This is a genomic window from Paracidovorax valerianellae (assembly GCF_900102625.1).
Lineage (GTDB): Bacteria > Pseudomonadota > Gammaproteobacteria > Burkholderiales > Burkholderiaceae_C > Paracidovorax > Paracidovorax valerianellae.
Genome location: NZ_FMZC01000001.1, coordinates 104696 through 117628, shown reverse-complemented (window position 1 = coordinate 117628; position 12933 = coordinate 104696). Strand labels below are relative to the sequence as shown.

Genomic DNA, 12933 nt, shown 5'->3' with positions numbered 1-12933 from the left:
AACCCCCGAACGCCGTGCGGCGCGGGGGCAGGGCGCCCCCGCATCGGCCGAGTCTCAAGGGATGGGTTGCGGGATCAGGTCTTCGATGATGAGCCGGCGGTAGTAGAACGCGGCTTCGGCGCCGTGCGGCTCCAGAGCCGCCTGCAGGGTTTCGGCATCGTCATCGTCGCCGGCCTTCACCAGCAGGCCGTGGTGCCCGGCGGAGGCCAGGTCCGAGATGCGGCGCACGATGACGCCTTCGGCGCCCACCGAGGGCAATGGGGTGTCGGCATTGCCCAGCGTGCGCACGATGTGCTGAAGGATCGCATCGGGCGTGGCGTGGGCGATGTCGCTGCGCTCGCCGCTGGCCGAAAGCGCCTCGGCGGCATCCCTCGCGTGGGCCTCGTCGGGGAAGAGGGCGAAGACATAGCCGGTGGGGTAGAAGGTTCCGGCCGAGGACGTCATGTCCGGGTCGAGGACGAAGGGCTTCATGGATTTCCTCTCGCTGTGGATTCAGCGCCCATTGGGCCTTTGCCCTGGTGGCCGCGCTGTAGGGCAGGGCTAGGCCGGGGTGTCGGACGCATCCCAGTCGATCAAGTGCGGCTCAGCCAGGTCATTGATCAAAAAGGCCTCCAGCGCAATCAATACGGCGGTGTATTGCTATTAAAAGTGTAGCAACAGGGCGCCTTGCCAGAAAAGCACGGCCACCAGCGCAACGCAGTGCACAACCACCGTGCCCCAGTACGCAGAGCGGAACGATGCCTTGCTCGACTTGTGCCGCAGCCATTGCTGCGCCCACCACGCGGCCGGCCAACCGCCCAGCACGGCCAGCAGGTGCAGGCGCTTTTCGCTGGTGCGCCGCCCGCCGTTCTGCGCCGCGGCCTTGTCGGTCGCATACACGGCGAATGTGACCAGATTGAGGCCGGCCAGGGCCCCGAGCCACCACATCGGCAGCCGGTGCGACCACGCGCCCCACGCCAGCAGGGCGAGCCATCCGGCCATCAGCATCAAAGCCAGTGTTCCGCCCCGAGGTGCGGGTCTTTCCGCGGTGCGCGGGCGGCCAGAAGCGGTTGGCGTGCGGCGGCCTGTGTCACGGCGCGGGCCCTCTTGGGATGGCTTGCCGGCCCTGGCCTGCGATGGCCTGTGACCGGACGATGGCTGCGAGGGGGCGCGCGGCAGATCGGGCCGCGCACGTGGCTGCGCCGTCGAAGCCGCGGCACGCACGGCCATGGCCCGCGGCCCTTTGCCGCCCACGTGAATCTCCTCGTACACGACGGCCATGCCGGCCGTGGGCACTGCAAAACCTTGCAGGTCGCGCGCGTGGAAGAACACATCAACGCCGGTGTCGCCGCTGCGGATGAAGCCAAAACCGCGCGTGGCGTCCCAGCGCAGGACCGTGCCTTGCTTCTGCACGGGTCAGTCCAGCGTGTGCAGAGGAACGTCCTCGCGCACGGCGAGGCTGTCGAGTGCGGCACGGGTCTGTTTTTGCAAAAACGCCGCGATGCCTGCATGGGTGTCTGGCAACCGAGGGTCGGTGCCAGGGGGCAGGCCGGCCGCCGAAATCAGTCGCGCGAAGAAATGCGGCTCCAGCGCCGCCACCGCCACCCGCCCGTCCACGTACGCATAGACGCGATAGCCCGCATGCGCACCGCCCACGTCGCCAGCGGGCAGGGTCAGGCCCCAGTCGCGCGGCTGGGCAAGCCACGCCGCGGCGTCCGACAAGGCGATGTCGATGCAGGCGCCCTGGCCCGACGCGGCGCGCGCCAGTTGCACTTGCAACACCGCTTCGCTGGCCATCAGCGCACCGCCCATGTCGGCGTAGAGGGTCGGGGGCAGGGCGGTGCCGGTGACCAAGCCCACGTCCGCCAGATAGGTGAGGTCATGCCCGGGCTCTTCGGCGCGGGCGCCGGGCGCGCCGACGATGCGCACCATCGACAACTGCGGGTAGCGCGCCTGCAGCGCCTCCCAGCTCAGCCCGAGCTTGGCCAGCGCCGAGGGGCGAAAGGAAGTGATGAGCACATCGGCGCGCTCCAATTCGGCCTGCAGCAGGGCCTGGCCGTCGTCTGTCTTGAGATGCGCCTGCAGCACCCGGACCTGTTCGTGCATCGCCGCGTAGGCCGGCGGGCTGTACAGCGCCATCGGGTCCGCGCTGACGTGGCCTTCCGGGGGCAGCGGTTCGAGCTTGGTGCACGCGGCTCCCAGACGCTGGCAGCGCAGCAGGGCGGCGGGACCCGGCAGGTTCAAAGCCAGGCTCAGGATGCGCACACCCCGCAGGGGCAGCAGATTCGAAGACGTCATGGGCGGCGAATGAAAAGGTAAGGACGGTCGATGAAGGGATGAAACAATGCGCAAGCCAGCAGGGCTGATCGCGCGGCGATCCGCAGGAACTTCGCACCGCGGTGCTGCTCCGTCTGTGCGGTTATACAAAATTAAACACCTTCACTTCCGTATGCAGCGCAGAACGTCCGTGGCCGCCCTGGCGGGTTTGGCCAGCCTTCCAGGAGTCTTCATGAGCCCTTTGTCCAGCGCTGCCAAGGCCAACGGGCTGCAATCGCTCAAGCCGTCGCCCCGCATGCCGGTGCTGTTCGTCGGCCACGGAAGCCCGATGAACGCCATCGAAGACAACGAGTGGCGCCGCGCCTGGCAGTCCATGGGCACCGAACTGCGGGCGCGAGGCACACCGCCGCAGTTGATCCTTTGTATCTCCGCGCACTGGCTGACGCGGGGTGGTTGGCAGATCACCGGCATGGCGTCGCCCCGCACGATTCACGACTTCGGCGGCTTTCCGCAAGCATTGTTCGACCAGCAATACCCGGCGCCGGGCGCACCGGTGGTTGCCGCTCGACTGGCGGGCGAGCTGAAATCGCCGGTCACCGGCAAGCCGTTGGCGGTGGATGCGAGCGAGTGGGGGCTCGACCACGGGGCCTGGTCCGTGCTGAAGCCGATGCTTCCGGCCGCCGACATTCCCGTGCTGCAGCTCAGCATGGACTACAGCCGCCCGCCGGCCGAGCACTATGCGCTGGGGCGCCAGTTGCGCGCGCTGCGCGAGCGCGGCGTGCTCATCGTGGGCAGCGGCAATATCGTGCACAACCTGCGGGTGACCCGCCGCGGCACCGCGCCCCACGAGGCATACGACTGGGCGACGGAGTTCGACACGGTGGTGCAAAACCAGATCAAGCAGGGCGATCTGGATGCGCTTCAGCACTTTCAGCGGCTGGGGCCGCTCGCGCAGCAAGCCCACCCGAGCCACGAGCACTACCTGCCGCTGCTGTACGCCGCCGCCGCGGTCGACGCCCGCGAAATGCCGAGGTTCTTCAACACCGGCTACCAGTCGGCCTCTATCTCGATGCGCTCGGTGTTGTGGGGGTAGCGGCAGTTTGCTATTATTTTTATAGCTACTCACCGGCGTTTTATATGCGCTGGAGGCCTCCAGGACCAATGATCGCCAGCGCGGCTCAGGCAGGCTTGCCTGTCGCCTCTTGAATCACGAGCCAGTTCCAGCGGTCGCGGTAGCTCTGTGCCTTGGCCTGGAAGAGCGGCAGATGCGGGCACTGTGGATTGGGCCGCAGGATGCCGGCATACAGTTCCTCCAGCCCGTACGGGGCATGAAGGACCGGCGTCTCGTCCGTGGCGCCGGGCTGCAGTCCCACGCAGGTGCAGGGCACCAGAAATCGCTCGATGCCATGGCGGGATGACCGCAGTTCGCTGTAGGGGTGGCCGAACCACTGCTCGTACCAGACGTGCACGCGGGCTTGGTTCTTGGCTTCCACGGTGATCGGCAGATCCGCGAAGAGGGCGGTCACCCGTGCCTGCACCTGTTGCTCAGCGGGCTCGGAAAGATCCGAGGCGTCGAAATAGAACAGGTCGTAGTCCTTGATGTGGGCCGTGGGCGGCAAGCCTGCCTGCAGGTTCCACACTGTCTGGAACAGGCAGCCCGCCACCAGCCACGCATCGGGCAATGCCAGAAGCGGCAAACGCTCCAGAATGGCCGCGTTGTACGGGTTCTGGAGCGTTTCGCTCACGAAGCGGCGCTGCAACGCCGCACCGGGATTCAATGGGTCATCCATTCACGTCTCGCGGGCCCAAGGCATCGAAAACCGTGGCCTGGGCCGGCGCTATGCGGCTCAGGCCGGGGCGGGTGGCGAAGCGGTAAGGGCGAGCGTCAGACCACCTTCGCAATCGATTGGCAGACGTAGTCGATGTTCTTGCTGTTGAGCGCAGCCACGCACATGCGGCCGGTGTCAGTGCCGTACACGCCGAACTCGCTGCGCAGGCGCACCATCTGGTCCTTGGACAGACCGGAGTAGCTGAACATGCCGATCTGGCTGGTGATGAACGACATGTCCTGCTTCACACCGGCAGCCTTCAGGCCGTCGACGAGCTTCTGGCGCATGGCCTTGATGCGCACGCGCATTTCGCCCAGTTCCTTTTCCCACAGCGCGCGCAACTCGGGGTTGCCGAGCACGGCCGCGACGACGGCGCCGCCATGGATGGGTGGGTTGGAGTAGTTGGTGCGAATGGCGATCTTGAGCTGGCTCAGCACGCGGCTGGCTTCTTCCTTGTCGGCGCACAGCACCGACAGGCCGCCCACGCGCTCACCGTACAGGCTGAAGCTCTTGCTGAACGAGGTGGAGACGAAGAAGTTGAGTCCGGCGGCCACGAATTTGCCGATCACCGCCCCGTCTTCGGCGATGCCGTGGCCGAAGCCCTGGTAGGCCATGTCCAGGAAAGGCGTCAGGCCCTTGGCCTTGACCACAGCGATGACCTGGTCCCACTGCTCGGCCGTGATGTCGTAGCCGGTCGGGTTGTGGCAGCAGGCATGCAGCACGACGATGGTGCCGGCTGCGGCCGCGTTCAGGCTGGCGAGCATGCCTTCGAAGTTCACGCCGCGCTTGGCCGCGTCGTAGTAGGCGTAGGAATCAACCACGAAGCCGGCGTTGGTGAACAGCGCGCGGTGGTTTTCCCAGCTCGGATCGGAAATCAGCACTTTCGCGTCGGGGCTGACCTTCTTCAGGAAGTCTGCGCCGATCTTGAGACCGCCCGTGCCGCCGATGGCCTGCACCGTGGCCACGCGGCCGGAGGTGACGGGCTCGCTGTCCGCACCGAACACCAGCGCCTTCACCGCGTTGTCATAGGCCACGATGCCGTCGATGGGCAGGTAGCCGCGCGCGGCCGGCTTTTCCATCATGGTCTTTTCGGCGGCCTGCACGCATTGCAGCAGGGGCAGCTTGCCGTTGTCGTCGAAATACACACCCACGCCCAGATTGACCTTGTTCGGGTTGGTGTCCGCGTTGTATTGCTCATTCAGACCCAGGATCGGGTCGCGGGGGGCCATTTCGACGGCGGTGAACAGAGACATTGAATAGTCCTTGGAGGTTGGAAATCTGACGTTGCGCCCCAAGCTGCGATAGGCTTTCGGGTCAACCGCAGATTTTAGCGGCCCACGCAAGCGGACCTCACACCATGCACCCAGTCATCTCAGAACCCGTGACCGGCCAGTTCGTCAGCTTCGCGGACTCGCCGTTCGAGCTGTATCAGCCCTATCCTCCGGCGGGCGACCAGCCCGAGGCCATCGAAAAGCTCGTGGAAGGCATCCAGGACGGCGAGGTCTTCCAGACCTTGCTGGGGGTGACGGGCTCCGGCAAGACATTCACCATGGCCAACGTGATCGCGCGAATGGGGCGTCCGGCCATCGTTTTCGCGCCGAACAAGACGCTGGCCGCCCAGCTCTACAGCGAGTTCCGCGAGTTCTTTCCGAAGAACGCCGTCGAGTACTTCGTGAGCTATTACGACTATTACCAACCGGAAGCCTATGTGCCGCAGCGGGACCTTTTCATCGAGAAGGACTCGGCGATCAACGAGCACATCGAGCAGATGCGGCTGTCGTGTACGAAGAGCCTGATGGAGCGCCGCGACGTGGTCATCGTGGCCACCGTATCGGCGATCTACGGTATTGGCGAGCCGGAGAGCTACCACCGCATGGTGATGACGCTGCGCGTGGGCGACAAGCTCAGCCAGCGCGACGTGATCGGGCAACTGATCCGGATGCAATACCAGCGCAACGAACAGGATTTCAGCCGAGGCAAGTTCCGCGTGCGCGGCGACACCATCGACGTGTTTCCGGCCGAGCATTCCGAGCTGGCCATCCGCATCGAGTTGTTCGATGACGAGATCGAAAGCCTGCAGCTGTTCGATCCGCTCACTGGCCGGGTCAAGCAGAAGATTCCGCGCTTCACGGTGTACCCAAGCAGCCATTACGTGACGCCCCGCGACAAGGTGCTCACGGCGGTGGAAACCATCAAGCTCGAACTGGCGGAGCGCCTGGGCCAGTTCGTGTCCGAAGGCAAGCTGGTGGAGGCCCAACGCCTGGAACAGCGCACGCGGTTCGATCTGGAAATGCTCAGCGAAGTGGGGCACTGCAAGGGCATCGAAAACTACACCCGCCACCTGTCGGGCGCTGCCCCGGGGGACCCGCCCAGCACCTTGACGGATTACCTGCCCAGCGACGCGCTGATGTTCCTGGACGAGAGCCACCAGATGATCGGCCAGCTCAACGCCATGTACAGCGGCGACCGCTCCCGGAAGACGACCCTGGTCGAGTACGGATTTCGCCTGCCGTCCGCGCTGGACAACCGGCCGCTCAAATTCGAAGAGTTCGAGACGCGCATGCGCCAGGTGATCTTCGTCTCGGCCACGCCAGCGGATTATGAAAAGACCCACTCCGGGCAGGTCGTGGACCAGGTGGTCCGGCCGACCGGACTGATCGACCCCGAGGTCGAGGTGCGCCCGGCTACGCATCAGGTGGACGACGTGCTGCAGGAGATCCGCATCCGCGTGGACAAGGGCGAGCGCGTACTGATCACGACGCTGACCAAGCGGATGGCCGAGCAACTGACGGATTACCTGAGCGACAACGGCGTCAAGGTGCGCTACCTGCACTCGGACATCGACACCGTCGAACGGGTGGAAATCATCCGCGACCTGCGGCTTGGGGCATTCGACGTGCTGGTGGGTATCAACCTGCTGCGTGAAGGCTTGGACATTCCTGAGGTGTCGCTCGTGGCGATCCTGGATGCCGACAAGGAAGGTTTCTTGCGTGCCGAGCGGAGTTTGATCCAGACGATTGGCCGCGCCGCCCGAAATTTGAATGGCAAGGCCATCTTGTATGCGGACCGTGTCACCGAGTCCATGAAAAAAGCCATCGGCGAAACGGAACGTCGGCGCATCAAGCAGATCGCACACAACGAAGAGAATGGAATTACGCCGCGGAGCATTGTCAAGCAGGTGCGAGACCTGATTGACGGGGTCTACAGCGAGAAAGCCGGCAAGGAAGCTGATCGGCTGGAGCAGGAATCGATGCGCCGGGCCCAGGTCGAAGACATGTCCGAAAAAGACGTAGCCCGGGAAATCAAGCGGCTCGAAAAGCTCATGCTCGAACATGCCCGGAACCTGGAATTCGAACAAGCTGCCCGTGTGCGTGACCAGTTGGGTCAGCTCAAGGCGCAGGCTTTTGGGGCGGCGGGTGGCGATCACGTCGCGTTGTAACGGCTGCGTTTGCGACGGCTGGGGGGAAAAGGTGACTGATGGGTTTTGTTACCCGACAAAAACAATAAGGATTTGTGCTATACTTGGGTGAAACACTCAACAAAACAGCCCAACGATGAAGGGCTCCCAAGTCTCAGCTTTTCAGGCGTGAGACACGGAGTTAGGGGCGGAGACGGTGCCTCAGGCGGCAATCATGTTGCCTCGGGGCGTTTCTATAACGGACAAGCCTGAAGACAAGGAGCTTGCGATGCGTCTCACTACCAAAGGCCGTTTTGCGGTCACCGCCATGATCGATCTGGCCCTGCGCCAGAACAATGGCCCCGTCACTCTGGCGGCAATCAGCCAGCGACAACAAATTTCGCTCTCGTACCTGGAGCAGCTGTTCGGCAAACTGCGCCGGCACGAACTCGTCGAGTCGACGCGTGGTCCAGGTGGCGGTTATACCCTGGCACGCAAGGCGGCAGACATCACCGTAGCAGACATCATTGTCTCTGTGGACGAGCCGATCGATGCAACGCAATGCGGTGGCAAGGAAAATTGCCTTGGCGAAGCGGGTCGTTGCATGACACACGAACTCTGGGCTTCGCTGAACCAGCGAATGGTCGAGTTCCTGGATTCTGTCACTCTCCAGAAGCTGGTGGACGATCAGTTGGCCAAGGGTGTGCAGATCGAAGACAAACCGGTGGTTCGTCGCGCAATTTCGACCACGCCTGTCGTCAAGCCTATTCGCGTCAACGCTCCCAATTCGGTTTTCGCATTGGGCAACGTGTTCGCCAAATCGTGATTGGATGCCCGGCCTGCGCCGGGCTATCACCACACGCCGGATTTTTGATTTCTGACTCTCGCCAGCCAGACACTTTACTGAGCCAGCCATGGACATGACCCCGCACTTTCCTATCTACCTCGACTACGGTGCCACCACGCCAGTGGACCCGCGGGTCGTGGATGCCATGATTCCTTGGTTGAGAGAGCATTTCGGCAATCCTGCATCGCGGAGCCATGCGTGGGGTTGGGAGGCTGAAGAAGCGGTCGAAAATGCCCGTGTTGAAGTCGCTCGATTGATCAATGCCGATCCCCGCGAAATTGTTTGGACAAGTGGCGCGACCGAGTCCAACAACCTTGCCATTAAAGGGGCAGGGCATTTCTACAAGGGCAAGGGCAAACACCTGATTACGGTGAAAACCGAGCACAAAGCTGTGCTGGACACCATGCGTGAGATGGAGCGTCAGGGTTTTGAAGTCACTTACCTTGACGTTCTGGAAAACGGTTTGCTCGATTTCGAAGTGCTCAAGGCCGCAATCCGCCCTGACACCATTTTGCTGAGCGTGATGTTCGTGAACAACGAAATCGGCGTGATTCAGGATCTGCCTGCCATTGGTGCACTGTGTCGTGAAAAAGGCGTCATCTTCCATGTTGACGCGGCACAGGCCTCGGGCAAGGTGGATATTGATCTGTCGACCCTGCCAGTGGACCTGATGAGCTTGGCTTCGCACAAGACCTATGGTCCTAAGGGCATCGGTGCTTTGTATGTACGCCGTAAACCGCGCGTGCGCCTGGAAGCGCAGATGCACGGCGGCGGGCATGAGCGCGGCATGCGTTCCGGCACCCTGCCTACGCACCAGATCGTTGGGATGGGAGAGGCGTTCCGTATTGCTCGTGAAGAGATGGCGCAAGATCTGGCAAAGGCCAAGGCATTGCAAAAGCGTCTTCTTGACGGCTTGCAGGACATTGAACAGGTGTTCGTCAATGGGGATATGGAGCGCCGCGTGCCCCACAACCTGAACATCAGTTTCAACTACGTCGAAGGCGAGTCGCTGATCATGGGTATCAAGGGATTGGCGGTTTCGTCCGGCTCTGCTTGCACTTCTGCCAGCCTCGAACCCAGCTATGTGCTGCGTGCGTTAGGGCGGAGCGACGAATTGGCTCACAGCAGTTTGCGCATGACCATTGGTCGCTTCACCACCGAAGAGGAAATTGACTACGCGGTGTCCACCATTCGCCATAACGTGGCGAAGTTGCGTGAGCTCAGCCCGTTGTGGGAAATGTACAAAGACGGCGTCGATATCAGCGCCATTCAATGGGCTGCGCACTGATCGCGTCGCACACCAGATTTAAGAGGTAAACATCATGGCTTATTCAGACAAAGTGATCGACCATTACGAGAATCCTCGCAATGTGGGCTCGTTCGACAAGGGTGATGATTCGGTGGGTACGGGCATGGTGGGCGCACCTGCCTGCGGTGACGTGATGAAACTGCAAATCAAGGTCAACCCAGAAACCGGCGTGATCGAAGATGCCCGCTTCAAAACTTACGGTTGCGGTTCTGCTATTGCTTCGTCTTCCCTCGTGACCGAATGGGTCAAGGGTAAAACGTTGGACGAAGCTGCGGCGCTCAAGAATGCTGAAATTGCACAGGAATTGGCTCTGCCTCCCGTGAAAATTCATTGCTCCATTCTTGCGGAAGACGCCATCAAGGCAGCCGTTCAAGACTACAAGGCCAAGCACGCTGCTGTGGCCACTGCTTGAGGCGGAGGAGTGACATGGCGATCACATTGACCGAAGCTGCGGCCCGACATGTGAGCCGCTACCTGTCTCGCCGCGGTAAGGGGGTGGGCGTTCGGCTTGGCGTGAAGACGACAGGTTGTTCTGGCTTGGCCTATAAGTTGGAATATGTTGACGAGCAGGGTCCGGAAGACATGGTGTTTGAAGACCATGGAGTGAAGGTGCTCATCGATCCGAAAAGCCTTGCTTACATCGACGGAACGCAGCTGGATTTCGTGCGTGAGGGTTTGAACGAAGGGTTCAAATTCAATAATCCGAATGAGCGCGATCGGTGTGGTTGCGGAGAGAGCTTTCGGGTCTGACGTTTCTTTTCACCGTTGCCATGAACCGCCAACGCGTTCCGTGCTGGCGGTTTTTTTTCTTGACATGAACCTTCAATCCGACGATTTCGAACTGTTCGGCGTACCCCGCCAATTCGCCCAGGATCGATCCTTCATCGATGCGCGGTGGAAAGAATTGCAGCGTGAAGCGCATCCGGACCGATTCGCAATGCATGGCGCTGCAGCGCAGCGCAAGGCAATGCAATGGTCGGTGCGTATCAATGAGGCGTACCAGCGCATCAAAGAGCCCCTCAAGCGGGCGGCATACCTCTGCGAGTTGGCAGGCGCTCCTATCAGGGCCGAGGACAACACGGCCATGCCAACAGCGTTTCTGATGCAGCAAATGGAGTGGAGAGAGGCTCTGGACGAGGCTACCGACGCCCCTGCCTTTGAAGAGTTGGATCAGACCGTCCGGCAAGCGAGTTTGGCTGCCCTGCAGCGTTGTGAGCAATTGCTGGACCAGCAGCACGACTACACCGCGGCCGCTAACGAAGTCAGAGCCCTCATGTTCATTGCGCGATTTGCCGAGGATATCGATCGCCGCAGGGACGCGCTGGGACAATAGCGTCCGCTCCCTGTCGAATGAATGGATGCGGCAGCCAACATGCTGCCTCACCTGCCACCTAAGAAAAAGACCCCATGGCGCTTTTACAGATATCAGAACCTGGCCAATCCCCCGATCCGCACCAAAGGCGCATTGCCGTTGGGATCGATCTCGGCACAACGCATTCGCTGGTAGCCGCCGTACGCAACGGTTTGGCAGAGTGCCTGCCCGATGATCAAGGCCGAGTGCTGTTGCCCTCGGTCGTCCGTTATTTGGAGCAAGGTGGGCGGCAGATTGGTTATGAGGCGGCGGCGGCCCAAGCGTCTGACGCCCGCAACACGATTGCCTCTGCCAAACGCTTCATGGGGCGCGGCTTGCAGGATGTTGCGCATCCAGAAAAGCTTCCCTACGAGTTTGTAATGCCAGAGGGCGCTGACGAACGTGGCATGGTCTCATTGCAGACGGTGGACGGAGTTAAATCGCCAGTGGAGGTGAGTGCCGAAATTCTCGCAACGCTGCGATACCGTGCCGAAGACACTTTCAATGACGAGATTTACGGTGCAGTCATTACCGTACCGGCTTACTTTGACGATGCACAGCGCCAAGCTACCAAGGATGCAGCGCGCCTTTCTGGGTTGAATCTTCTGCGTCTCATTAATGAGCCAACCGCGGCGGCCATCGCTTACGGGCTCGACAATGCGAGTGAAGGTGTGTACGCGGTGTATGACTTGGGCGGCGGCACATTTGATGTCTCGATCCTGCGGTTGACGCAGGGTGTGTTCGAGGTGATCGCCACCGGCGGTGACTCCGCGCTGGGTGGGGACGACTACGACGCAGCGCTGGCAGATTGGGTGCTGCAGCAAAACGGTGTGACAGCAACGACGCCTCAAGACAAAGCAGCAGTTCGTCTGGCCGCCCGTGCGTGCAAAGAGGCTCTCAGCGCAGCTGATTCTGCGGCTTTCATCGCTGAGATCTCAGGTTCGATTCTGACCAAAGAGGTGCAGCGCTCCGACTTCGAGGCGGCAACTGCCGGGCTCACCCAACGTTCGATCGCCGCAGCAAGGCGCACCCTTCGCGATGCGCAACTTTCTGCGCAGGAGGTCCAAGGCGTAGTGATGGTCGGAGGATCAACGCGCATGCCCCAAGTGCAGCATGCCGTGCGAGATTTTTTTGGTTCGGAGCCGCTGAACAATTTGAATCCTGATGAGGTGGTGGCTTTAGGCGCTGCCTTGCAGGCCAATCAGCTGGCAGGCAATAACTCTTCCGGCGACATGCTTCTGTTGGATGTGATCCCCTTGTCGCTCGGCATCGAAACCATGGGCGGGCTGGTGGAGCGAATCGTTTCTCGCAATGAAACCATTCCCACCGCCAAAGCCCAGGACTTCACCACTTACAAGGACGGCCAGACGGCTTTGGCCATTCATGTGGTGCAGGGCGAAAGAGACTTGGTGGCTGACTGCCGCAGTCTGGCCCGGTTTGAACTCCGCGGCATTCCGCCCATGGCCGCAGGCGCAGCACGCATTCGTGTCACTTTCACAGTCGATGCTGACGGTTTGTTGAGTGTCAATGCCAAAGAGCAAGGCAGTGGCGTGGAAGCGCGTGTCGACGTCAAGCCGTCTTATGGGTTGTCCGATGATCACATCGCGCGGATGTTGCAAGAAGGATTTGCCACTGCAGCGCAGGACATGCGGGCGCGGGCATTGGTCGAAGCACGTGTGGATGCCGACCGCATGCTGATGGCCATAAAGAGCGCGTTGGATGCCGATGCCGACTTGCTTGAGCCTGGCGAGCGCGATGTGATCAATGCCTTGATGGAAGCGTTGCGCACCGCAAGCGATCTAGACGACGCCGCTGCCATTGACGCCGCCACCCAGGCACTGGCCCACGGTACCGAATCGTTCGCGGCCCAGCGGATGAATCGCGGCATTCAGCAAGCCCTTGGCGGCAAGAACGTGCAGAACCTCTAATCGAGACAAACCAGCC

Annotated in this window: 13 protein-coding genes; 8 read left to right on the top strand and 5 right to left on the bottom strand. The window is 61.7% G+C overall.

Features of this window, described 5'->3' with window-relative positions; genetic code table 11:
• Positions 1-54 precede the first annotated feature (54 nt).
• From BLT03_RS00565 to BLT03_RS00555, 3 genes are all read right to left on the bottom strand, one after another.
• The gene (locus BLT03_RS00565) at positions 55-471 is read right to left on the bottom strand and encodes a hypothetical protein (protein WP_092739270.1); all 417 of its coding nucleotides are present in this window, start codon (positions 469-471) and stop codon (positions 55-57) included.
• A gap of 171 nt (positions 472-642) precedes the next feature.
• The gene (locus tag BLT03_RS00560) at positions 643-1392 is read right to left on the bottom strand and encodes a DUF1294 domain-containing protein (protein WP_092739268.1); all 750 of its coding nucleotides are present in this window, start codon (positions 1390-1392) and stop codon (positions 643-645) included.
• Between the two features lie 3 nt (positions 1393-1395).
• The gene (locus BLT03_RS00555) at positions 1396-2277 is read right to left on the bottom strand and encodes a CoA transferase (protein ID WP_092739266.1); all 882 of its coding nucleotides are present in this window, start codon (positions 2275-2277) and stop codon (positions 1396-1398) included.
• Between the two features lie 211 nt (positions 2278-2488).
• On the opposite strand from BLT03_RS00555, the gene ygiD reads away from it, so the two are divergent.
• On the top strand, positions 2489-3349 hold the full coding sequence (gene ygiD / locus BLT03_RS00550; protein ID WP_175537618.1) for a 4,5-DOPA-extradiol-dioxygenase: 861 nt from the start codon (positions 2489-2491) through the stop codon (positions 3347-3349).
• An 85-nt stretch (positions 3350-3434) separates the two neighbouring features.
• Here ygiD and BLT03_RS00545 read toward each other — a convergent pair whose 3' ends face one another.
• Together BLT03_RS00545 and BLT03_RS00540 are read right to left on the bottom strand one after the other, a co-directional pair.
• Positions 3435-4046 (bottom strand): nucleotidyltransferase family protein, encoded by a 612-nt coding sequence (locus BLT03_RS00545; RefSeq protein WP_092739264.1) that lies wholly within the window; start codon positions 4044-4046, stop codon positions 3435-3437.
• A 95-nt stretch (positions 4047-4141) separates the two neighbouring features.
• Complete coding sequence (locus BLT03_RS00540; RefSeq protein ID WP_092739262.1) at positions 4142-5338, bottom strand: amino acid aminotransferase; 1197 nt, start codon at positions 5336-5338, stop codon at positions 4142-4144.
• 104 nt (positions 5339-5442) lie between these two features.
• Here BLT03_RS00540 and uvrB point away from each other — a divergent pair, with 104 nt between their 5' ends.
• From uvrB to hscA, 7 genes are all read left to right on the top strand, one after another.
• Positions 5443-7524, top strand: a complete 2082-nt coding sequence (uvrB, locus tag BLT03_RS00535) for an excinuclease ABC subunit UvrB (protein ID WP_092739260.1) — start codon at positions 5443-5445, stop codon at positions 7522-7524.
• 247 nt (positions 7525-7771) lie between these two features.
• A complete protein-coding gene (gene iscR / locus BLT03_RS00530) occupies positions 7772-8308 on the top strand; it encodes a Fe-S cluster assembly transcriptional regulator IscR (protein WP_092739258.1) in 537 nt (178 codons plus the stop codon).
• 88 nt (positions 8309-8396) lie between these two features.
• Positions 8397-9617: an IscS subfamily cysteine desulfurase gene (locus BLT03_RS00525; protein WP_092739256.1), complete on the top strand. Its 1221-nt coding sequence runs from the start codon at positions 8397-8399 to the stop codon at positions 9615-9617.
• Between the two features lie 34 nt (positions 9618-9651).
• The gene (iscU, locus tag BLT03_RS00520) at positions 9652-10050 is read left to right on the top strand and encodes a Fe-S cluster assembly scaffold IscU (protein ID WP_092739254.1); all 399 of its coding nucleotides are present in this window, start codon (positions 9652-9654) and stop codon (positions 10048-10050) included.
• A gap of 14 nt (positions 10051-10064) precedes the next feature.
• Positions 10065-10388, top strand: coding sequence for an iron-sulfur cluster assembly protein IscA (gene iscA, locus BLT03_RS00515; protein WP_092739252.1), 324 nt, complete (start codon positions 10065-10067; stop codon positions 10386-10388).
• Between the two features lie 64 nt (positions 10389-10452).
• Positions 10453-10971, top strand: coding sequence for a Fe-S protein assembly co-chaperone HscB (gene hscB / locus BLT03_RS00510; RefSeq protein ID WP_092740013.1), 519 nt, complete (start codon positions 10453-10455; stop codon positions 10969-10971).
• Between the two features lie 74 nt (positions 10972-11045).
• Entirely contained in the window at positions 11046-12917 is a 1872-nt protein-coding gene (gene hscA / locus BLT03_RS00505; RefSeq protein ID WP_092739250.1) for a Fe-S protein assembly chaperone HscA, read from the top strand.
• The last annotated feature ends 16 nt before the right edge of the window (positions 12918-12933 follow it).

What these genes read in the sequence shown, in the direction of transcription:
- BLT03_RS00545 (WP_092739264.1), bottom strand. Translation starts at nt 4,046, where the DNA reads ATGGATGACCCATTGAATCCCGGTGCGGCGTTGCAGCGCCGCTTCGTG.
- hscB (WP_092740013.1), top strand. Translation starts at nt 10,453, where the DNA reads ATGAACCTTCAATCCGACGATTTCGAACTGTTCGGCGTACCCCGCCAA.
- iscU (WP_092739254.1), top strand. Translation starts at nt 9,652, where the DNA reads ATGGCTTATTCAGACAAAGTGATCGACCATTACGAGAATCCTCGCAAT.
- BLT03_RS00540 (WP_092739262.1), bottom strand. Translation starts at nt 5,338, where the DNA reads ATGTCTCTGTTCACCGCCGTCGAAATGGCCCCCCGCGACCCGATCCTG.
- BLT03_RS00565 (WP_092739270.1), bottom strand. Translation starts at nt 471, where the DNA reads ATGAAGCCCTTCGTCCTCGACCCGGACATGACGTCCTCGGCCGGAACC.
- hscA (WP_092739250.1), top strand. Translation starts at nt 11,046, where the DNA reads ATGGCGCTTTTACAGATATCAGAACCTGGCCAATCCCCCGATCCGCAC.
- BLT03_RS00555 (WP_092739266.1), bottom strand. Translation starts at nt 2,277, where the DNA reads ATGACGTCTTCGAATCTGCTGCCCCTGCGGGGTGTGCGCATCCTGAGC.
- iscA (WP_092739252.1), top strand. Translation starts at nt 10,065, where the DNA reads ATGGCGATCACATTGACCGAAGCTGCGGCCCGACATGTGAGCCGCTAC.
- uvrB (WP_092739260.1), top strand. Translation starts at nt 5,443, where the DNA reads ATGCACCCAGTCATCTCAGAACCCGTGACCGGCCAGTTCGTCAGCTTC.
- iscR (WP_092739258.1), top strand. Translation starts at nt 7,772, where the DNA reads ATGCGTCTCACTACCAAAGGCCGTTTTGCGGTCACCGCCATGATCGAT.
- BLT03_RS00525 (WP_092739256.1), top strand. Translation starts at nt 8,397, where the DNA reads ATGGACATGACCCCGCACTTTCCTATCTACCTCGACTACGGTGCCACC.
- ygiD (WP_175537618.1), top strand. Translation starts at nt 2,489, where the DNA reads ATGAGCCCTTTGTCCAGCGCTGCCAAGGCCAACGGGCTGCAATCGCTC.